This is a genomic window from Bacteroides sp. MSK.20.12 (assembly GCF_019052435.1).
In the GTDB taxonomy this organism is placed as follows: domain Bacteria; phylum Bacteroidota; class Bacteroidia; order Bacteroidales; family Bacteroidaceae; genus Bacteroides; species Bacteroides xylanisolvens.
In genome coordinates, this window is record NZ_JAHQVH010000042.1 from 24290 (window position 1) to 47505 (window position 23216).

Annotated in this window: 19 protein-coding genes; 6 read left to right on the plus strand and 13 right to left on the minus strand. The window is 40.2% G+C overall.

The window, feature by feature from the left end; all coding sequences use genetic code 11:
* The first annotated feature begins 52 nt into the window (after positions 1-52).
* A complete protein-coding gene (locus tag KTR06_RS18900; RefSeq protein ID WP_004315944.1) occupies positions 53-811 on the plus strand; it encodes a 1-acyl-sn-glycerol-3-phosphate acyltransferase in 759 nt (252 codons plus the stop codon).
* A 101-nt stretch (positions 812-912) separates the two neighbouring features.
* Here KTR06_RS18900 and KTR06_RS18905 read toward each other — a convergent pair whose 3' ends face one another.
* The 3 genes from KTR06_RS18905 to KTR06_RS18915 form a co-directional block, all read right to left on the minus strand.
* Positions 913-1389, minus strand: coding sequence for a hypothetical protein (locus KTR06_RS18905; RefSeq protein WP_015532826.1), 477 nt, complete (start codon positions 1387-1389; stop codon positions 913-915).
* A 165-nt stretch (positions 1390-1554) separates the two neighbouring features.
* Positions 1555-3309: a transcriptional regulator gene (locus tag KTR06_RS18910; protein ID WP_217290705.1), complete on the minus strand. Its 1755-nt coding sequence runs from the start codon at positions 3307-3309 to the stop codon at positions 1555-1557.
* 42 nt (positions 3310-3351) lie between these two features.
* Positions 3352-4086: a DUF4369 domain-containing protein gene (locus KTR06_RS18915; protein WP_004297344.1), complete on the minus strand. Its 735-nt coding sequence runs from the start codon at positions 4084-4086 to the stop codon at positions 3352-3354.
* 157 nt (positions 4087-4243) lie between these two features.
* Here KTR06_RS18915 and KTR06_RS18920 point away from each other — a divergent pair, with 157 nt between their 5' ends.
* The 5 genes from KTR06_RS18920 (at position 4244) to KTR06_RS18940 (ending at position 10887) form a co-directional block, all read left to right on the plus strand.
* A complete protein-coding gene (locus KTR06_RS18920) occupies positions 4244-5488 on the plus strand; it encodes an anaerobic sulfatase-maturation protein (RefSeq protein ID WP_008643298.1) in 1245 nt (414 codons plus the stop codon).
* A gap of 54 nt (positions 5489-5542) precedes the next feature.
* Positions 5543-7702, plus strand: a complete 2160-nt coding sequence (locus KTR06_RS18925) for a S46 family peptidase (RefSeq protein ID WP_009040909.1) — start codon at positions 5543-5545, stop codon at positions 7700-7702.
* Positions 7703-9862, plus strand: a complete 2160-nt coding sequence (locus KTR06_RS18930) for a S46 family peptidase (protein WP_217290706.1) — start codon at positions 7703-7705, stop codon at positions 9860-9862. It abuts the gene before it with no gap.
* Between the two features lie 243 nt (positions 9863-10105).
* A complete protein-coding gene (gene trxA, locus KTR06_RS18935; RefSeq protein ID WP_004315954.1) occupies positions 10106-10405 on the plus strand; it encodes a thioredoxin in 300 nt (99 codons plus the stop codon).
* A 17-nt stretch (positions 10406-10422) separates the two neighbouring features.
* Complete coding sequence (locus KTR06_RS18940) at positions 10423-10887, plus strand: co-chaperone YbbN (protein WP_008021783.1); 465 nt, start codon at positions 10423-10425, stop codon at positions 10885-10887.
* A gap of 144 nt (positions 10888-11031) precedes the next feature.
* Here KTR06_RS18940 and KTR06_RS18945 read toward each other — a convergent pair whose 3' ends face one another.
* The 10 genes from KTR06_RS18945 to KTR06_RS18990 form a co-directional block, all read right to left on the minus strand.
* Complete coding sequence (locus tag KTR06_RS18945; protein ID WP_008021781.1) at positions 11032-11667, minus strand: SagB/ThcOx family dehydrogenase; 636 nt, start codon at positions 11665-11667, stop codon at positions 11032-11034.
* Positions 11668-11761: 94 nt separating this feature from the next.
* Complete coding sequence (locus KTR06_RS18950) at positions 11762-12322, minus strand: NADH peroxidase (protein WP_004297333.1); 561 nt, start codon at positions 12320-12322, stop codon at positions 11762-11764.
* A gap of 22 nt (positions 12323-12344) precedes the next feature.
* A complete protein-coding gene (locus KTR06_RS18955) occupies positions 12345-12773 on the minus strand; it encodes a Fur family transcriptional regulator (RefSeq protein ID WP_004312036.1) in 429 nt (142 codons plus the stop codon).
* 241 nt (positions 12774-13014) lie between these two features.
* The gene (locus KTR06_RS18960; protein ID WP_225472761.1) at positions 13015-13509 is read right to left on the minus strand and encodes a lipocalin family protein; all 495 of its coding nucleotides are present in this window, start codon (positions 13507-13509) and stop codon (positions 13015-13017) included.
* Between the two features lie 21 nt (positions 13510-13530).
* Positions 13531-14292 carry a DUF1573 domain-containing protein gene (locus KTR06_RS18965; RefSeq protein WP_049703397.1) on the minus strand — a complete coding sequence of 254 codons (762 nt, stop codon included), beginning with the start codon at positions 14290-14292 and terminating at the stop codon, positions 13531-13533.
* Between the two features lie 8 nt (positions 14293-14300).
* On the minus strand, positions 14301-16364 hold the full coding sequence (locus KTR06_RS18970; RefSeq protein ID WP_087318199.1) for a S8 family serine peptidase: 2064 nt from the start codon (positions 16362-16364) through the stop codon (positions 14301-14303).
* Positions 16365-16371: 7 nt separating this feature from the next.
* On the minus strand, positions 16372-18072 hold the full coding sequence (locus KTR06_RS18975; RefSeq protein ID WP_087318200.1) for a BACON domain-containing protein: 1701 nt from the start codon (positions 18070-18072) through the stop codon (positions 16372-16374).
* A 27-nt stretch (positions 18073-18099) separates the two neighbouring features.
* Positions 18100-20742: a DUF4458 domain-containing protein gene (locus KTR06_RS18980; RefSeq protein WP_217290707.1), complete on the minus strand. Its 2643-nt coding sequence runs from the start codon at positions 20740-20742 to the stop codon at positions 18100-18102.
* A 22-nt stretch (positions 20743-20764) separates the two neighbouring features.
* Entirely contained in the window at positions 20765-22306 is a 1542-nt protein-coding gene (locus KTR06_RS18985; protein ID WP_117810662.1) for a DUF5003 domain-containing protein, read from the minus strand.
* 19 nt (positions 22307-22325) lie between these two features.
* Entirely contained in the window at positions 22326-23216 is an 891-nt protein-coding gene (locus KTR06_RS18990) for a DUF4984 domain-containing protein (RefSeq protein WP_015532815.1), read from the minus strand.

Genomic DNA, 23216 nt, shown 5'->3' on the forward strand with positions numbered 1-23216 from the left:
CTCTCTTTTTTACCAATAATCATGTATATTTGCAGGATAAAAATCCAACCCTATGAAGATACTGTATTATATTTATCAGATTTGCATCGCTTTGCCTATTTTATTAGTGCTGACCATCCTTACGGCAATCGTCACTATTGTAGGTTCCCTCTTGGGAGGAGCCCACTTCTGGGGATATTATCCGGGGAAGATATGGTCACAATTAATTTGTCTGTTCCTGTTGATTCCCGTGAAGATTGAGGGGCGCGAAAAGCTGCATGACAAAACTTCCTATATTTTTGTACCTAACCATCAGGGTTCATTTGATATTTTCCTCATCTACGGCTTCATTGGAAGAAACTTTAAGTGGATGATGAAAAAAAGTCTGCGTAAATTGCCATTCGTCGGAAAAGCCTGTGAAAGCGCAGGACATATCTTTGTAGACCGTTCCGGCCCGAAGAAGGTTTTGGAAACCATCCGGCAGGCAAAAGACTCGTTGAAAGACGGAGTTTCTCTTGTGGTCTTTCCCGAAGGTGCACGCACTTTTACCGGACACATGGGATATTTTAAAAAAGGAGCTTTCCAATTGGCGGATGATTTACAGTTGGCAGTGGTACCTGTCACTATCGATGGCTCATTTGAAATCCTTCCACGCACAGGCAAATGGATACATCGCCATCGCATGATTCTGACTATTCACGACCCCATTCCTCCCAAAGGAAAAGGCATGGAAAATATCAAGGCAACCATGGCAGAGGCATACGCTGCTGTTGAAAGTGCCCTCCCGGAGCAACATAAGGGAATGGTGAAAAACGAAGATCAAGACCGGTAATCTGTGTATTATACCTAAAAATGAATATGGGGATGCTCACGCACCCCCACACTCCTAACCAGTTTTATGCATCAAACTATTAAATTAAGGAATTCAGATATTTAGATGTTTTGCAAGGTTATGGTTTGGTTTGACATCATTTGCAATTCTTGAAAAGTCAAATTAAAACCTTTATGAATTTCTTTTTCTAAATTCTCCAATGAGAAAGATTCACCTCTTGCACCATTAATCTTTCCTCTAAACCGATTGTTATAATGCTTGCGGAATGTATCCGGAGTGACCAAGCCTCCAAGGCCATAATCCCCCACTACAATCACCGGTTTCCGGCGTAACACCCCTTCATAGGCAGTAATCCCCGCACCAATTATTAGATCGGCTTCTTCAATCAGTTTACCTGTTTCACTCTCGGAGGATATATAATCCACCTGATACTCTGAATATTTACTTAATAGAACTCCTATCCTTAACCGCGTACGAGAATTAGCTACTCCGACAACAATATTGGCTTTCTGTTCTATCAACTGCAATTCGTTACCTCTCCATGAAGAGGTAGCAGATAATTCATTAGGATTTTTCATATAGCTATTTGGTTTTTGTTAGGTCAAAAGTACGGCATGCATCTGAAAACACAAAAAAAGTCACCCGGACAAAATCAGTGTGTCTGATTCATCGTAAACATCTAAAATCCAACAAAATACATATTTTGATTCTGTTATTGACCCGGACAATTCATTTTTTATTTATCAAAAGTCCCTTAAAAATGCATTTAAATCTTCTTGTGAAGAAATGCCTAACCGGCCTTTTAGTCTCCCCTTCGCCTTGGTTACCGAGTCGGAAGAGGTCTGGAAAATACGAGCCAACTCTTCATTAGTCAGCCCAAATTTAAGGAAGCAACAGATTTCAAGATCACGTTTTGTCAATAAAGGAGCTTTGTCAAGCAATCGGGTAACGTAATTAGCATAGAGTAAATCAAACAGACTAAACAATTTATAGCGTTCTCCATCAGACAACTTACCTCTTAATGTTCCCTCTTTTATAGCAAGCAGTAATCGAAAGGCAGATATGTATTGTTCAGAAGACGGTCCGACAGTTAATTCTCCTCCTAGTTCTTTCAACAACCCCGATAAGGTTTTGTTCTGCATACTCAAAAGCACAATCTTTCCATTCAACTCGCCTACCTTCATTCGATTTTCTTCGAGTATGCGGTTTTCTTCCAGCACTTGATCTTTCAACTCCTGGATTTCTTCCATCTCCTGCTGATATCGCTTTATCTCCTCTTCATTATCTCTAATCTGGGATTCAATCTCGGCAATCTTCTTTTTATGGTTCTTACTTTTGTAATAGTAATAACACATATAGAAGGCTACAATCAGAAAAACAATCGTACCGCAAAACAGAAAAACTGTACGGTGCATTTTCATTTGTAAATTATCGCTCCGGAGTTTTTCGTTCTCATACTGCTTTTGCAGTTCTGTTATCAACTCCAAAGAATCGACCTCATCCAATACGCTGACAATGGAATCCGCTTTTTCATGATAAGTAATTGCTTCTTCAAAATTATCAATATCCTTTTCCAAAAAGTATAAATTGTTGTATGCGTCAATACGGGTATACTCTTTAGAGGAATTTATACTCATCTTAAAGTATTTCCTGGCATTCTCCACATCCCCCATTTGTATATACAAATATCCCAAAGACATACACTCTACATATTTCCTTTCTTCATCCGTTTCTTTTTCATAAGCAGCAAGGAAATAGCGTTCTGACTTTTTCAGCTCTCCCATAGAACGATACAGGATACCCAACTCATGTAAAATGGAAACTTCAGACGGATACTGTTTTTTTCTGGCTAATTCTAAAGCATTATTATAATAGAAATAGCAACTATCCCAGTTATTCTGAAACAAATAAGCCCGGCCTATATTCTGCCCGGCTCTGACAATGCCCAAAGAATCTTTTAACTCTTCATAGATAGCGTATGACTCCTGAAAATTCTTCAACGACTCCTGATACAATTTCTTTTTCCGGTTCACCATCCCGATCTCATCGGTAGCCATGGCAAACATCTTGCAACATTGAATTTTCCCAAACATTTCCTTTGCCGAAGACAGAAACGACAAAGCCTCTTCATCTTTGCCCAGTTCACGCATCACTCTTCCATAATAATACTGCGTTTTAGCACGCATGGCGGAGTCACCACGCTTTACAGTATAGTAATTCAGTGCCAATGCAATCAACGAATCAGAAGTAAACTTCACATAGTTCTGATCCATTGCCTGCGTTAATAAAAGCGCATAATCCGCCTGCGACTTTCCACGCAATTTTTCAGGATGAGGAACTGATTTTAATAGATACAGAGCCGTATCAGGGAGAGATTCCATGCACATCTCGATCTTCTGGAATGCCGCATCAGGGGCCTCCGAATCTCTATGACAAGAAACCGATAAGACTAAAATAAAAAAGAAAGCGGCGTATACCGAAACAGTAGTCGTTTTCATTTTACTTGAGTTTTATGCAAAAATACACAAAAAACTCAAGTATTACTTATTTGTTGAAGCATTTTGTTCCAATCGTTGATGTTCTTCTATCAACTTCATGTTTTCTCTTGCTTTAGACAGGAATTCTCTTACCAGCTTATTATCTTTAAAAGAGTAAGGAGCATCCTTTATAATATCATCTATCTGCGGAGTCATAATAGGATAGGGCAAAGAGCTGCAAAGCATCATAAATACACTGGGTCCCAATACATTTTCGTAATTGTCGGAAATGAACGTTTTCACATACTGATTCATCGCTTGCATCAGTGAATCACCTTCCACCACCAGCTGACTGTGAATTTCATCCAAATCCCCTCCATCCAATACCATACGGGTTTCTTTCTGCTCCAGTTCGCTGATACTTTCTTCTAATTGGTTTCTTTTGCTGATAAACTCGTACAACGCATTATTTAAAGAAGTTCCCACTGCCTTCAAGTCCGTATTGCTGATAGTAACTGTTATTTTTCCACTTTCTAGAACGATCGGCATAATGCTTTCTTCATCCATATATAGTGTCACCATCTGTACGGAATCTATTTTCCCTTTCATTGAAAACAGACCATGCACCACTTCAGCAGAATCCAGCTTCACCCACTCGCCATCACGCAGGGATTTAAGATACAGCATCTTTCCATCCAGACTATTCACTGAAGATGTTCCTTCAATCTTGTACTTACTGGTACAGGAAGCCAGAAACGGAAGCAAAAGCAAAAAAGGCAAAATTTTATTCACGTTCATTTATTCATTAAATTCTGTGCACAAAGGTACAACTGATTCAGAATTCAAAGAAACATTTTATCAATATTTAAATCTTGTAAGACTCTTTTCTTTAATAATCCTTATAAACATAGGTGTAAGGCTATTTTTTTCATTTAGTTTATCTAATTTTGCAGTCATGAAAACATCAACATTTGCCCCTTTTGCCAAACCGCTTTATGTAATGGTAAAGCCTGTAGGTGCCGTATGCAACCTAGCATGCGAGTATTGCTATTATTTGGAAAAGGCCAACCTATACAAAGACAATCCGAAACACGTAATGAGCGATGAACTTCTGGAAAAGTTTATCGACGAGTACATTAACTCACAAACCATGCCGCAGGTACTTTTCACCTGGCACGGAGGAGAAACGCTGATGCGACCGCTCTCCTTCTATAAAAAGGCAATGGAACTACAAAAGAAATACGCCCGCGGACGTACGATCGACAATTGCATCCAGACCAACGGAACCATGCTTACTGACGAATGGTGCGAATTCTTCCGTGAAAACAATTGGCTGGTAGGTGTCTCCATCGACGGTCCCCAGGAGTTTCATGACGAGTATCGCAAAAACAAATTGGGAAAACCTTCTTTTGTGAAAGTGATGCAAGGCATCAATCTTCTGAAGAAACACGGGGTAGAATGGAATGCAATGGCAGTTATTAATGACTTCAATGCCGAATATCCGTTGGAGTTTTATCGTTTCTTCAAAGAGATCGGTTGCCAATATATCCAGTTCGCTCCCATCGTTGAACGTATTCTTTCACATGAAGACGGACGTCATCTCGCTTCTCTTGCCGAAAATAAAGCCGGAACACTGGCTGACTTTTCAATCACTCCGGAACAATGGGGGAACTTCCTCTGTACTCTCTTTGACGAATGGGTGAAAGAAGATGTCGGCAAATACTATGTGCAGATATTCGATTCTACCCTGGCCAACTGGATGGGTGAGCAACCCGGTATATGCACGATGGCAAAGACTTGCGGACATGCCGGTGTAATGGAATTCAACGGAGACGTTTATTCTTGCGACCACTTTGTATTCCCCGAATATAAGTTAGGCAACATTTACAGTAAGACACTGGTAGAAATGATGCATAGCGAGCGTCAGCACAACTTCGGGAACATGAAATACCAGTCTCTCCCTACTCAATGCAAAGAGTGTGAGTTCCTGTTTGCCTGCAACGGGGAATGCCCGAAAAATCGTTTTAGCCAAACGGCAGAAGGTGAACCGGGATTGAACTACTTATGCAAAGGTTATTATCAGTTCTTTAAACACGTAGCTCCTTACATGGACTTTATGAAAAACGAACTGATGAATCAACGTCCGCCTGCTAATATCATGGAAGCTTTAAGAAACGGAGAATTGAGAGTGGAGAGTTGAGAATGAGAAACAGAACATATTAACAATCATATATTCAAATTTTATCATTAAATAATGAACAAACTAAGATTTTATCTGGTAGCGCTGGCTGCGCTTTTTGTATTTTCCGTTAGAGCGGATGAGGGTATGTGGCTATTGCAATTGATGCAACAGCAACACTCCATAGACATGATGAAAAAACAGGGATTAAAACTGGAAGCCCAGGACTTATATAATCCAAACGGCGTTTCTCTCAAAGATGCCGTAGGTATATTCGGAGGTGGATGTACGGGAGAAATTATCTCGCCCGAAGGTTTGATTCTAACCAATCACCACTGTGGCTACGCTTCCATCCAGCAACATAGTAGTGTTGAGCACGATTATCTGACAGATGGTTTCTGGGCTACTTCCAGAGACAAGGAGCTTCCTACTCCGGGACTGAAATTTACATTTATCGAACGTATCGAAGATGTTACAGACATTGTCAATGCCAAAATTGCAGCGAAGGAAATCACCGAATCCGAATCATTCAGCAATACATTCCTTCAAAAGCTGGCTCATGACCTTTATTTCAAAAGTGACCTGGCAGACAAAAAAGGAATTGTTCCGCAGGCTCTTCCGTTCTATGCCGGAAATAAATTCTATCTTTTTTATAAGAAAATATATCCGGATGTACGTATGGTAGCTGCTCCCCCCTCTTCTATCGGTAAGTTCGGTGGCGAGACAGACAACTGGATGTGGCCGCGCCATACCGGCGACTTCTCCATGTTCCGTATCTATGCTGACGCGAACGGTGAACCGGCAGAATACAGTGAAAACAATGTTCCCCTGAAAACAAAGAAACATTTGTCTATCTCTATCAAAGGGTTGAAAGAAGGAGATTACGCAATGATTATGGGATTCCCCGGAAGCACTAGCCGTTACCTGACTGTATCAGAGGTGAAAGAACGTATGGAATCGGAAAACGACCCGCGTATCCGTATTCGTGGCGCACGTTTAGCTGTCCTGAAGGAAGTGATGAATGCCAGTGACAAAATCCGTATTCAGTATGCTAACAAGTATGCGGGTTCCAGCAATTATTGGAAAAACTCCATCGGTATGAATAAAGCCATCATCGATAATGATGTGTTGGGAACGAAAGCTGCACAGGAAGCTAAATTCGCAGAATTTGCAAAGGCACAAAACAATGCCGAATATGCGGCAGTTGTGAAGAACATCGACGACCTGGTAGCTAAAACAACTCCTCTCAATTATCAATATACTTGTTTGAGAGAGACTTTCTTCGGAGCTATCGAATTTGGTAATGTCATGTTATCTAAAACACGTGAAGCATTGCTTGAAAAGAACGACTCTGTGATCGAAGCACGTATGAAAGCGCTGGAAAGCACTTACGAAAGTATCCACAACAAAGATTATGACCATGAAGTAGACCGCAAAGTTGCTAAAGCATTGTTCCCGTTATATGCGGAAATGGTTCCGGCTAACCAGCGTCCGTCTATCTACAAAGTAATTGAGCAGAAATATAAGGGCGATTACAACAAGTTTGTTGATGATATGTACGACAACTCTATTTTTGCCAACCGCGCAAACTTCGAGAAGTTTACGAAGAAGCCGTCAGTGAAAGCAATCGACAACGATCTTGCATTACAATACTGCCAGTCTAAATATGACTTGATGGATAAACTGGTTTCCCAGCTCAAGGACATGGATCAAGAACTGGCTTTACTGCACAAAACTTATATTCGTGGTCTGGGCGAAATGAAATTGCCTGTACCTTCTTACCCGGACGCAAACTTTACCATTCGTCTGACTTATGGTAACGTGAAACCATACGATCCGAAAGACGGCGTACACTACAACTATTACACCACCACTAAAGGAATTCTTGAGAAAGAAAATCCGGAAGACCGCGAGTTCGTTGTACCTGCCAAACTGAAAGAGCTGATTGAGAAGAAAGATTATGGCCGTTATGCTTTACCGAACGGTGATATGCCTGTCTGCTTCCTGTCTACCAATGACATCACCGGCGGTAATTCCGGCAGCCCGGTATTGAATGAAAACGGAGAACTGATCGGTTGTGCTTTTGATGGTAACTGGGAATCATTGAGCGGTGACATCAACTTCGACAACAACCTGCAACGTTGTATCAACCTGGATATCCGTTATGTCCTGTTCATTCTGGAGAAGTTAGGCAACTGCGGACACCTGATTAATGAAATGACAATCGTAGAATAAATGAGAAAACAAATCCTATTTGTCCTATTTTCACTGGCAACTCTTAGCATCCACGCCGACGAAGGCATGTGGATGCTAACCGATCTGAAAACCCAGAACGCAGTTGCCATGCGCGAACTCGGTCTTGAAATTCCGATCGAAGAAGTATACGACGCGAACGGTCTTTCTCTCAAAGATGCTGTGGTACACTTTGGAGGAGGATGCACGGGAGAAATTATCTCTTCCGAAGGACTGGTACTGACGAATCACCACTGTGGTTATGGAGCTATCCAGCAACACAGTAATGTAGAACATGACTACCTGACAGATGGTTTCTGGGCTATGAATCGTGACGCGGAACTTCCTACTCCGGGATTGACCGTTACATTTATCGACCGGATTCTGGATGTGACCGATTACGTCAATGAGCAACTGAAAAAAGATCCGGACCCGGAAGGTGTCAACTACCTGTCACCAAGTTATCTGGGCACCGTGGCAGAACGTTTCGCCAAAGCAGAGAACATAGAAATAACTCCTGCAACAAAACTGGAGCTCAAGGCTTTTTACGGAGGAAACAAATATTATATGTTCATCAAAACGGTGTACAGTGATATTCGTATGGTGGGCGCTCCTCCTTCTTCCATCGGCAAATTCGGTGCAGATACCGACAACTGGATGTGGCCTCGTCACACAGGCGACTTTTCCCTTTTCCGTATTTATGCGGACAAGAACGGAAAACCGGCAGAATATTCAAAAGACAACGTTCCTTTGCAGGTAAAGAAACACCTGAAAATCAGCATTGCCGGAGTTCAGGAAGGAGACTTCACCTTTGTCATGGGATTCCCGGGACGTAACTGGCGATATATGATTTCCGACGAAGTGGAAGAGCGGATGCAAACGACCAACTTTATGCGCCAACATGTACGTGGAGCCCGTCAGAAAGTACTCATGGAGCAAATGCTGAAAGATCCTGCCGTACGTATTCATTATGCGAGCAAATATGCTTCATCAGCCAACTACTGGAAGAATGCCATCGGTATGAATGAAGGACTGGTACGTCTCAACGTACTGGATACCAAACGTGCGCAACAAGAGGAATTATTAGCCCGTGGCCGTGAAAAAGGAGATGATTCATATCAGAAAGCTTTTGATGAGATTCGTTCTATTGTGGCTCATCGCCGTGACGCGATCTATCATCAGCAGGCTATCAATGAAGCATTGGTCACCGCCCTTGATTTTATGCGCATCCCTTCCACGATGGAATTGGTTGCCGCTCTGAAATCAAAAGATAAGGAGCAAATAAAAGAGGCGAAGCTAAAATTAAAGCAAGAAGCTGATAAGTATTTTGCTTCTGTTCCCTTCCCTGAAGTAGAACGGATGGTTGCCAAAGAGATGCTGAAAACTTATGCCAACTATATTCCGGAGGAACAACGAATCAATATCTTCGAAATCATCAATTCCCGTTTCAAGGGAAGTATCGATGCCTTCGTCGATGCTTGCTTCCAACATTCTATTTTTGGCAATCCTAAAAACTTTGAGAAGTTTATCAAGAAACCAAGTTTGTATAAAATAGGATATGACTGGATGATATTATTCAAATATTCTATTACCGACGGGATCTTGAAAACAGCCATTGCCATGAAAGAAGCCAATCAGAACTATGACGCTGCTCATAAAGTATGGGTGAAAGGCATGATGGATATGAGACAGGAAAAAGGTACACCTATTTATCCGGACGCCAATTCAACTTTACGTTTGACCTACGGCCAGGTACTTTCTTATGAACCCGCTGACGGTGTTGTGTATGATGCTCATACCACCCTCAAAGGTGTAATGGAGAAAGAAGATCAGGGTAACTGGGAGTTTGTAGTGCCTCAAAAATTGAAAGAGCTGTATAAATCCCAGGATTATGGACGCTATGGTAAAAACGGTGAAATGCCCGTCTGCTTTATTGTAAACACCGACAATACAGGAGGAAATTCCGGTAGCCCGGTATTTAACAGCAAAGGCCAATTGATAGGAACTGCTTTCGACCGCAATTTTGAAGGTTTGACAGGAGACATCGCTTTCCGTCCTTCCTCACAACGAGCCGCTTGCGTCGACATCCGCTATACCTTATTTATTATTGACAAATATGCGGGAGCATCTCATATTATTGATGAATTGACTATTGTGGAATAAACAGAAGAATCATTTATAAAAAAAAAATGGATAATGAAGCCCGATGGATTTACATCGTCGTTCATTATCCATTTTTCTTTTCAACTTATCCTCATTCAGATAAACTCCTCCTAATTACTATTTCACAAACCTTACGATTACTATTGCATGAACAAAAACGACCTTTTTTCGTTATTATAATAAAATAGGATTTATATTTGCAGTCTCCAATGACTGCTATTTAACTCTAAGAAAGGAAAGATTATGGAAAAGTTTGAAGATTTAATACAGTCACCGGTACCGGTTTTAGTTGATTTCTTTGCAGAATGGTGTGGACCCTGTAAAGCTATGAAACCAGTTTTAGAAGAACTAAAATTAATTGTAGGAGATAAAGCACGTATTGCAAAGATAGATGTTGACCAGCATGAAGACCTGGCTACTAAATATCGCATACAAGCTGTCCCGACCTTTATATTATTTAAAAACGGAGAGGCTGTCTGGAGACATTCCGGCGTAATCCATAGCAGCGAGCTGCAAGGGGTTATTGAAAAGCATTATAGTTAAAAAGATAAAGATAACGAATGAAGAAAGTATTAGTAGTGGTAGCCCTTGTCATGGTAAGCGTGATTGTATACGCTTTCAATGACAGCGGGGAATCCAATCAAGGCAAAAAAGAGGTAACAGGTAACGGTGAAGTCGTCGTAATGGACAAAGATATGTTTCTGAAAGACGTCTTCGATTATGAGAAATCAAAGGAGTGGAAATACAAAGGCGACAAGCCCGCCATCATCGATTTATATGCAGACTGGTGCGGACCTTGCCGTCAGACAGCTCCTATCATGAAAGAACTGGCAAAGGAATATGCAGGGAAAATTGTCATCTACAAAGTTAACGTGGATAAACAAAAAGAACTGGCAGCTTTGTTTAATGCTACAAGTATTCCATTGTTTGTGTTCATTCCGATGAAAGGGGATCCACAGCTTTTCCGTGGAGCTGCTGATAAAGCAACTTACAAGAAAGCGATTGATGAATTTCTCTTGAAATAATGAAGAAAATATAGTGACGGTATCCGGTCAGGATAGTGACGCTATAACAAGCAAAGAGTGACGGTATCCGATAGAGATAGCGTCACTCTTTTTTATAGGCTTATAAATCTTCTTTATACGGCTTATAAGTCTTCCTGCGAATCCTTATTTGAAGTATCCTACAGGATGATTCATCATTGGCATCTGACTATCTTTCAATTTCAAAAATTTCTTTAGCTGCTCATTGTCCATCGAAGCACGTGGTACTGTTGCCAAGTTAGCAGCAGAACAAAAGATTGAAATATTTTGGGAAACAATACCGGCATCCATAGCCCCCATCAACTGGCTGCGTGGACTTTTGGCATCACCAAACCGAGAAAGATCGCTGATTAAAACCAATGATACCGGAGCTGTTTTCACAAACGCCTGACCACCTGCCACTGCACCACGATAATCTCCCGCAGCTATCAGTGTCAACTGATGATTTTTAGCATCATACAGATAACTTCCTTCAGGCAACACTACATATACATCCACATCCTGTTTATTCAACGCTGACGGAGCGGTTCTCATTCCGGATTCCTTACGATTTATTCCATTAGCAGCCCACAACAAATCAGACAGATCAGCCAGGCTCAATGCTTTCGAAGCATATTCGCGAGTTGAATGTCGTTCAGACAATGCCTTCATCACCGCACCAGTGCGGTTTAAATTAGGCTTCGGCAATTTAATCACCTTATCAGCAGCAAAGGCAGCCGCTGAAAGCATTAAACAAACTAACAATAGTTGTACTTTTCTCATAACTGTGGTATTTAAAAATTGATAGACAAATATAAATAAAAAAGGTCTGTATTCGTTGTGGAATACAGACCTTTTAAGAGTTTATTAGGCTTAATTATTTCTTATCACCGAAATAACGGTTGTATAATCCTTCAAAACCTTTACCGTGACGAGCTTCGTCTTTGCACATTTCGTGTACAGTGTCATGGATAGCATCCAGGTTCAGAGCTTTAGCACGAGTTGCAATGCGTTTTTTGTCTTCACATGCACCTTGTTCAGCGTCTTTACGTTTCTGCAGGTTAGTTTTAGTATCCCATACGCAGTCACCCAACAGTTCTGCAAACTTAGCAGCATGTTCAGCTTCTTCCCAAGCGTAACGTTTGAAAGCTTCAGCTACTTCAGGATAACCTTCGCGGTCTGCCTGACGGCTCATGGCCAAATACATACCAACTTCAGTACATTCTCCCATGAAGTGATTGTTCAGGTCCTTAATCATTTCTTCGTCACAACCTTTTGCAACACCGATAACGTGTTCGTCAGCAAAAGACAATGCGCCACCTTCTACTTCAACAACTTCTACGAACTTGCTGGCAGGAGCTTTACACAATGGACATTTCTCAGGAGCTGCGTCACCTTCATGAACGTAACCGCATACAGTACATCTAAATTTCTTCATTTTCTTCTCAATTTTAAATTAATTAGTCAATACGTGTTTCTTTATCTTTACTTAAGCAATTCTTGCAAATACCTTTATAATAATAATGAACTTCCGATACCTGATGACCATCCATTTCCAAATTTTCCACTTGTTTAATCGCTTCCGGACATTCCAAGTCATAAATATGTCCGCAACGTTTGCAAAGGAAATGGGAATGTACAGAAGTATCCGCATCAAAGTTTGTATTCTTTTCGTCAATCGTAAGCATTAATGCCGCTCCCTGTTCGGAAAACAATTTCAAAGTATTATAGACCGTTGTCTTTGAAAGTGTCGGCATTGAAGGAGACAATGCTGTGTAAATATCATCAGCCGACGGATGAATCGGATGCTCCATCAAATATTCCATGATAGCGATGCGTTGCATGGAAGGCTTGATATTATGCTCTAATAATCGATCGTATGGTTTCATTATCTTCCTTTCTTTTCAAAGTTGTATTCATTACAATTATAAATCTAATGCAAAGATAAGAAGTCTTTATTTTATTTCCAAATAAATCTTTGATTTTATTTGTGCGGTCTTGTACCAATAAAGATAAATACAAAAATAAAAACCGTTTAAATACAAAGATTTGCTTAAACGGTTTTATTATAAAAAGATGCCCCAATTTTCAAGAAAATCTGATGGCAATAAAGTAAGAAACAGAATACAACTAGAATGAAGCTCTTGTTCCGGCTATGATATCTGCCGGAACTTCATTACAACGAGTATAAACTTTCATTTCTCCCATATCTTCTTTGGCAGTCCATATCATCGAAGTATCAGTCAACCCCGAAACAATGTATGAATATTCCCATTCATCATCCGTATCAAGCTGATAATAGTAAGTACCGCTAATAATATCTCCGTAATCATCTTCTTTACTCAAAAGAAAAGAACCGGGAATTTGCTCAGATGTAGCACTGTTGAGATTCGTATAAATAGTGTAAGAACGTTTTCCGTCTTTTCCCTTCCGATCAAACGTTATATAATAGTAACGTGTGTCACCTTCCAGGTTTTCTCCATTCCATTCACTCAATCGCCAGCTTCCTGCGATATTCGCATAATTTACATCCTTAGTATCAGGAAGCTTTACTTCATCATCATCCCCACATGACACAAACAGCATCGTGGTGAGTAGTAGCATTATTCTGAATATATTTTTCATATACATATTTTATATTATTTATTATTGTAACAATAATTTCACTTGTACTGTCCGTTCAGAAGGGCGTACTGAAATGCCGTCCAAGACCAAACAAAATGTAATTTCATTCTTTTGAGGCAACAAACTTCTATCAATAGAAAGAATCATGTCGGCTTCCGTTTCCGGAAGAATAACTTTCGGCTCTGTTCGAAAACGAATGTATTCCGGCAGCATCAAGGCTGACAAATTTAAAGGTTGCTTTCCTGTATTGACACAAATGAATCTTTCCACTTGCATTCCTTCTCGAGAAAGCACTCTAATCTGCCATTCTTTCCGTTTCAGTCGCAATGTATTCCCAATAGCTACGGGATATCCCTTCCATTGGTCGCTGGTAGGTGATACCTTGCCAGTAAGTACCAGCCTGATCATCGGTTTCTTTCCGGAGAGATCGGTATAGACAAATGCTTCCCGATACAAATCACCAGCCTGATCCTTAGGATGAAAAATCAAATTGATTTCTCCCCGTTCCCCCGGTTGTACCAAGTCTTTATTACACTTGGCTACCGTACAGCCACAGGAAGTAGTCAACTTAGAGATACGCACCGTTTTTTTACTTACATTACAGTATTTAAAATGATACGTTACTGGCGCATCGTCTTCCGACAAAGTCCCTATATTGATTGCAGTACATTCAAACTGCAAGACTTGCTCCCCTCCTGTTTCCTGCGCAAAACTATGCGCAGAAGACAGAAGAAAGAAAAAGAACAGTCCATACTTGATGGCTCCGGTAAAGTATCGTTTCATAATCACATTTACAACCAACTATCGTTTTTACGAACAGTAATAAAGAAATCTTGCTTGGTACCGTCAGTCGCCGTAACGGTAGCTTTCGTAGAACCCACTTTCAATCCTTTCAAGGTGAAAGTAATGTTGTCTTCCGCAGTGAGAAAAACAGCTATCGAGCTATCATCAACTTTACATGAGAAAGTCATATTCTCTCCATTCTTAAAATAACGGGAGTAATTGATCTTACTTGTACCACCAACGGACACATACATATTGGGAACAGTCATCTCGACACCTCTGCCCTCAACAGCTTTCAATAACTGATAGGCATCAATCAGTCCTGTACCCATATTACCTGTATAAGCAGCAGGTTCCATCTGTCCGGCTGCAATTTGGCCAAATGAAGCATTTGTGTACCAATATACTTTCATTTCCGTGAAATATGGTTCTACCGGCTTGACAGATTCCAATATCATTTTACGGAATTCATCTGCACGAAAATGACGATGCAATTTGGCAGCATAAGAAAGTCCCAGTGCGGCTACTCCCGAAACATGTGGACAAGCCTGTGACGTTCCTTCCATGTATCCATAATTCCCACCATCTTCACTGGCAGAAGATGGTATTGTGGAATATATTTTACCTTTGGGACTCTGATGATAATCACTGTCTCCACCTGGAGCACAGATAGAAACTCCATGCGCATAATTAGAATAACTGGATGGAGTACCATCGGCTGCTACGGCCGCTACCGAAATATAATCAGGATAAGCGCCCGGATATCCGGCCATAGCTGCATATTCATTACCTGAAGCAAACACGATGATACCTCCGTCTATGACATCATTTGGCGAGCCGGCATTATGAATAAAATAGTCAAAAGCCTCTTTCTCCAGCGGAGCACTGTCTACCCAGGCTTTATCAGAAGTATAACCCGGACTATATCCGCTAATGGGATTGGCAAGTCCCGAATTGTATCCCCAACTACACTGCAAAATAACGGCACCATTATCTGCTGCATATTTCACGGCTTTCGCTTCCTGATACAGGTTACATCCTTTAGAACCGGAAAACACCTGACAACTCATTATCTTTACACCACCTATATTACTAGCTTTATCCCCTCCTGCAATACCACTAATACCTTCACCATTATTTCTCACTGCACTGATAATCCCAGCCACATGAGTTCCATGTCCGGTATCATTCGGGTCATCATAAGAAATATAACCTTTATCATCTGTGAAATTGTAGCCATAACGGTCACCGGCATAACCATTTCCATCAGCATCTTCCTTTGAAGCAAATGTTTCGGCCTCATTCACCCACATATTCCCCTTTAAATCAGGATGATCATACATCACACCTTCATCAAGCACAGCTACGATAATGGAAGGATCTCCCGTACAAAGTTTCCAAGCTTCTCCACAATTTACATCAACCCCCGTTACAGCAGGTACTACCTTGTCACCCTTGTCATTCTTGTCTTCATTCTGAAGAATAGAACCATCATTCTTACACCCCCATTGTAGATTAAAATAGGTATCATCCGGTGTGACATTTATGGCGCGAGTGTTACGCATCACATGACTCATTGCTTGTTTGGTGAGAACTGTTGCCCGCACATTAGGATCGTATGAACGTTGGATAATATGGCTAAATTGGACTTTCGCCACATCTGCTACCTGCGACAAATCTTTAGCCACCTGCTCCAAATTCGTATCTTCATCAAAATGGATAACATACCAAAGATTCAGTCCTGCCTTGCGGGTGCGTTCTTCCGTGCGGTTATCTATCGGGAAAATACGCTCCAATTTATGAGTACCGATTCGTTGTAGAATTATATCCATATCCGAAATTCCCGAACGGGTCATCGCACCTCCGATAGAGCGAGTTACAGCAGCATCCAAAAAGGATGCCGCTTCCGGTTTGAATTTTACCATTATTTTTCCCTGGCTCGCTCCCTCGGGTAAATTAATAATTGGAGCTCCCTGTCCTGTATCAGGTTTCACTGTATCCATATCCCGGTCGGAACAGGATGTAAAAGTGATTGCTACAGCGGCTATTAGAATTAAATATATTCTTTTCATAATCAAATCAATATTCAGTTAATGTAGGTCTGGCTTTCGGATAACGCTCGTAAAACCATTCCAAATTAGAAGGTTCGTTCTTAAATCCCGGAACATTACCATTCATATCCTTTCCAGAATCCTGTGTATAAATCAAAGTGAACGGATCGAAACGTGCGAAACGCGGATGGTAAAGTAGCCATTCCGGTAAATCATCTCCCGACAAGAAGTTCAAGTTAATAGTGAACCTCTCGACATTAGGCAGAATCCTTGGAATAGTCTTTAATTTTTCCTTCACTTCATCGCTTGCACTGTTTAATGTATCGTTACTCTGAATATCTTCATCGGTATAAGCAGGAACTTCCGGTAAATGTGACCATGAATTAATGAATGTAGGTAATTCCCCATATATCAAATTATAGGATAATGACAACGATTTCAGTTTTTCCCACTTCAACAAGTTCTTAAAATTATAATTATTACTCGCATCAAATTTTAAGCCGAGATTTTCACGTGTATCGTTCAAATCTGTAATTGAACTGTATCGACGATTACCTGTCAAACTCAAATGAGTCAGTTCCGGGAAGTTTTTGGATTGTAAGTCAGACGGTATAGCCGTAAAGTTATTACTACTCAAATCCAATTTAGTTAAAATCTGACAAGATCCTTCTAATTCTGATTTTGAGATAGTTGTAATACCCATCGCATTTATTGTCAGATTCTTCAGATGCTGCAATCCCTTTAATGCGTTTCCAATCCTATAAGTAGCAGGAAGCAACTGCGTATTCGTGTTACTAGCAACAACCAATGTCTCCAAATATTTGATTTTACCGATTTCAGCAGGTAATTCCTCCTTTGTATTCAGCATTTTGAATTCAACAGAACGTACACGACCGATTTGTTCTGGAGTCACACCTTTATCAGTTCTCTCCCATACGGTTATGCCTGCCCAATAGTCAAGACGTTCGCTGGTATCCCAACTTATCATTGAACGCAATTTGGTACTTGCAATGACAATAGCAATGGAATCTCCCCGTCTATCATCTGTTATTTCCGGTGAAGCTTCCTGTTTTATAGTCAAAGCTACCTCTTTCTCCAGTTCATCTTCCTCGTTCACCGGAAGGAACTTAATCGAAGCGATTCTTTCTTTCGGATCCGTATTCATATCCCACTTAAATCGCATCTTGATGGTACGGGGACGAGCTCCATAATCCAAAGATATATCAGGTTGTCTTTTGGAAGTAGTCACCCAAGAGCCCATCAAAGGATAATCGACCTTGAATTTGACATTTGTAGTCACCGATATATCAAAATATCTTTTATCCTCGTTAGCCATACTGGCAACTTCCACTTCATATTTATCCAGACCTATCATCTTTCCATATCCGGTCTGATGTATTTTCAGTTCTTGCTTAGACTGTCCTTCCGGTACAAACGTCACGACAGCATGTCTCACATCATTAGAAAGTGTAGAATCCACTACAATCTCACAATTAGTGCTTCCGACACCATTAGCAGGCATCACCTTCACCCAAGGCTGGTTGACCTTTGCCACCCATTTAGTACCCGAAGCCACTTTCACCGACTCCATTCCACCTGTAGCACCCAAGGTGAACTCCTGGGCATCGATGGTGAAGCCAGAAATGCCTTCCTCATCCGAATCATCACAAGCAGCAATAAAACACAAGCTTGCAAAGAGGCATAAATATATTTTAAACAATGGTTTCATATAGATTCTTTTTTGTTATTTATCTATTTATTCTTTCAAATAATCACATCCACGAATATCCTGTTCCGGATCGTAGATGAGGAGATATCTTCCCTCTTTAATCAGATCGCAAACATTGGAAAGATTGAGAGAGATATTTGGATTATCCTTTATCTCAAAAACGATAATAGCCGATGATATCGTTTCAGAAATCTTTCGCAAATCATTTCCACCAATACAGAATTGTCTCAAACTCGGACATAAGCCTAAATTGCCCGGCCATTTTCTCAACAAGCGGTTACCATTCTCATCGCGCTGGTTACGTACAGCATAAACAGTTAATGTGGCAGCGTCCATCGGTCCGGTAGGAACTTCCGTAAAGCGGTTGTTACTTAGATCCACACCATAAAGGAAAGGCATATTTTTCCCATTAAAATCATCCGGAAGCTTTGATAAGTGATTATAAGTCAAGTCGAATGTTTTCATCATATACGAATATTTTGATGCATTGAATGTACCTTTCGGTATCTCTTCTATTCCATTACCGTTCAGTCCTAAAGCTGACACCTGAGAATTTGTATCAAACAGTATCTTCGGGAATTTTTTCAATTTATTCCCCCCCAATGCAATCGTACTGGCATTTACGCCCTTAAAAGTTCCATTCTCTTCACCCTCAAATCCATCAATTTCATTGAATGAAAAATTAACAGAAGACATTACATATACAGATTGCGAACTGAATATATTAGGGAATTTCTTCAATTTATTATAAGCAAAAGAGAAAGACTCCACATCAGCATATCCGCAGAAATGTCCACTTTCATCACGTGGCAATTCCTCTATCTGATTGTGATCCATTGACAATTGTACCAAAATAACATCACTACCGAATGCTTTCTCAATCTTTTTAATCTGATTGTATGCACAATCCAGTTTACCAAGTTTTTTCACCATTGACATATCCGGCAAAACAGTCAGTTTATTATAAGTCAAATAAAAGATCTGCAATGTTTTACTTATACTTTCGCTGGCTACAAACTTACCTAAATCCTCATGAAAATCTCCCAAACTCGGATTACTCGCCAAGTTGAATGATTGAAGGTTCGGCAGTTTATTCAGTTCTTCCGGAAGTTTTGTCATAGACGGACAATTGTAAATTTCAAGGTCTGTCAGATTCTCCAGCCCACTCAGGTCAGTCCCCGGTTCAAATCCTTCGAATTTACCGTTGGCAATATACAAATATTGCAATTTTTTCAGGTTTCCAATAGAAGCGGGTATTCTATGAATTCCATTTGTCAACCGATTGGCCGGGACATCTTTCAAAGAAGGACGATTGGCTTTGCTATTTACAGTAGGCTGAGAAAAACTATCGGGTATCCCCTCTTTCTGCCATTTCAAAGCAACTTGTATCGGTTCAGAGAAATATGATTCAATATCTACCTTTACAAACTTATTATAATAATCACTTCTTATAGAGTTCTTCTGTACTTCAGTCAATTCAGTTCCCATCGTCTTCTCAATGATATTATCACCTACTTGGTCGGAATGATTACCTAAAGATAAAGTTCTAAGCTCCGTTAAGTCTCCTAAAGATTCAGGAATATCACCTTCAGGACCGAACGCACCGATAGAAAGACCTGTGACACGTCCTTTGGCATCCAAATCGACACCAGGTTGATCTCCCCACAAATCAATATCTTTATTGAAATCCCAGTTAGTACCTAAAGGATATGTAGTACCCGAATAACTCCATCCCTTCTGATTCTTTTCCGGAATAGACGGGCCTTTCAAGGCTTCCCACATTTCTTTCAGAACAAGATAATCCTTAATACTGCCGGTAGTTTTACTGAAGTTAATCGGAACGTTAACTTCAGTAGTCACATTATCCAGCACTTCAAAGTCAGCACCGTTTACTTCTCCATATTCCAAAGACCCCTTATTTTTCTTTTTAGTCGTATAACTTTTAATCTTATATTTACCGGCAGAAAGACGGAATAATGAATCACTGACAGCCACGGATATCTTCTTTCCACTATCATCCAGCTTCTCTGTATACTTTACGGCAATATTCTCAAGAGTCGTCTCTTTTTTCGTAAACTGTTCCTGTACCGTTACATTGATGTATTTGATATCGGAGAAAACATAATCTTCGCCTATTGCCCGAGTGGATGGTAGAAATTTTTTAGTTATAGTAAATTTCACTATCCCTCGATTCACTACTTTCACCTGTATGTCTTGTACAGCTAACCCACCATTTACTACAGTCAAAATTGTCTTTTTATCCGGTTCGCCGGAAAGAATCTGTTTCAAATCCTGCGTAGTTCCATCTGCTTTATACAGATAGAAACCGATAATCTGATAAGTTCCGGCCATCAATTGAAGTTTGTCACTTCTCAAGCCAAATTCACTATCGTCGCCCATCGCTTCCAGACCGACAGTCTGTACAATTTCAGTACCGTCTTCCTGATTGATAAGCACGATTTTCATTTTTTGCGCATCACGCAAATAATCCAGCTCATTCGTACTGGCACGTGTACCTGTCGAAACACCTTTATAAAGTTTGAACTGAGCATATCCATATCCTGCCTGAAGTACGTCATCATCGTCAGAGCAACTTCCAGCTGTAAACCCTAAAGTAAACAACATGCAAGAAAGGACAAACATTTTTATAAATAATATCTTAGTTTTCATATAAGCTAAATTTTACATGTTATCAATCCTCATATCGGGGTTGAATCAGCAATACTCCTAAAATAGTTTCATTATCCATTAATTTAATAACCATAGGCTTTGTTCCATTCTTGCTTTCGTCCATGCCTGAAACATTGACAAATGCACTTGTCATATACCTTCCCTCAACTTCAATTCCTTCCCATACGGTATCCTGACCATTATGCTTAGTTTCAGCTTGCAAATTCCAACCGGAGTAGCCATTTACAATAATATGGAATGGATCATAATTAACACCTAAAGTCAACGATGAAACCAAAAATACATTTGTAGTACCATATTCACTTTCTAATTGTTCATCTGGCATATCCGAAGGTACAGCTTTCACAGGATTGCCTGTACCATCCAAAATAGGTTCACCACTTTCTTTAACCAAAGATATCAGATCTCCTGCCACTCCTTCCTGTTTTATATCAGCAATTATATTTTCATCATATTCCTTTGGAATCCCCTTTTCAAGTAAAACAAGATCGGATAGATGATCCTTAATTTCAGCATATATAACGTTAGGAAATGCTAATACATACGCAGTTCTTGCTTTCGAATTATTTGCGCTTGCTGCTATATTAATATTCCCTTCTTTATCATCATCTATCCAAAGCCAACGATTAAAGGAATCCATTATTGTATAAGAATATTCAAGCTCCCATGTCATCTGATTCCGTTCTGCCACATATTCCACACATACCAAGGTATATTCATCATTCTTAGCCATTACCGTTACAGGAACTCCCTCGCTATCATAACTATTATCGCCTGCAATATAACTTTCTCCATCAACCGAGACTTCTATGTTATCTTTCAGAGTACCAATAATTCTATCAGCAGGAATACCTTCATACTTCACAGGGACTTTTGCAACAGCTCCGCTTCTACTTTCAATTGTCAGAAAGCCGGTAACTTCATTCTTTTTATATTGCATTATCATCTGTGGAGTGACGCTGACATTATCTCCAGCATTGCCAGATACAACTTCGCTGTCTGATGCTCTACGATTGAATTCCATCCATTCGGGGTTACTTTTCAAAGCCCAATCCTCATTAGCTTCTAACACCAATATGTCAGTTCCATCAAAATTGATGACAAAAGGATTTTCTTCTGTGTACATTACAGACTTGTCCGCATTGAAAGCCCGAACTTCATAACCAGTAGACGGACGCGTCACCTCCGCTATCACCTGCTGGCTTCCTGCCAGCTTCATAGTCAGCTCTGCCTTATAAGATTTTAACAGTTCGGTAGCATCATCACTAATATGGATAGTGACTGTCTGCTTTCCGGCATTGCCTGAACAAACGAACGTCCTCTCACCATCCTGTTCAAAATAGCACCATAACGATGAGGAAGTCAATATCCAGTTATCGGCAGCCTCAAAAGTCAGTGTCTTGGTATCTCCGATTTCACATTCTATTTTCTGCAAATCCGGGAATACAGGCGTTGTAGTCTCGTCATCATCACTGCAAGCAGATACGAAGAGACAAAACACTAACGTAATCAATTGCAAATAATATTTCATTATATCTTTCATATTTATTTCCGATTATAGTTTAGAGTCCTTCCTCTTTCTTATACTGTTCCGCTTCTTCATCACTAATCCACTCCAAGATATTCACATAAGTACCTACTGTACCTTTACCCACCACATAAATAGTGCTATATAAGAATACGAATTTCTGGCATACATTATAATAAGAATCGTATGCAACAGGCTGAGTACACATCAGCTTTCCATTACCGTAAATGGTTCCGAAGGCTTCTGCCGTACTACCTATAATTTGATCATCAAACTCTACAAATGGTTTCAACGGATCGGAAGGATCATACTTAATTTTAAGATCATAATTCTTGTAGAAAAAATCATGTAATATGATAGTATTATCTTCCGTCTTGTCTCTTTCTGCCTGCAATAACCGATGTTCCGTATCCGTCATATATGCATTAAAGAAAGAAGAAGTCAATAGACAATAGCCTTCAAAAGTACTTAGTTCAAAAGGACATGCTTTTTGCATTTGAACACGAGTACGTGTACCGTACAAATCCCATATATTTTCATCTTTCGGAAGCAAATTGAATGTAACCGACAAAGAGTCAGTTTTACCTATATTTTCATAAACACCCTTCATCCGGAACTTTGCAACTCGCTCCCCTGCTTTAATGGTTACCGTATTTGATTCAACTACATATTGCTTTTTTTCAATTGCATTACTAGCCTTATCGTCTACTTCCACACCAAAAGAACGGTCATAATCGCATATATTCGTAGCTACTACCGGAATCTCAAACCATTTCTCGCTGTCCTGCACCGGATACATAGATAATGTATCGGAGAACATCACGTAGTCGGAACCGCTGTAAGTCGTCCGGGAAAGATCATTACATCCCCAGAATCCGACAGCCAACGTCGTAAGTGTTACTATTCCTGTTATTAATCGTTTCAT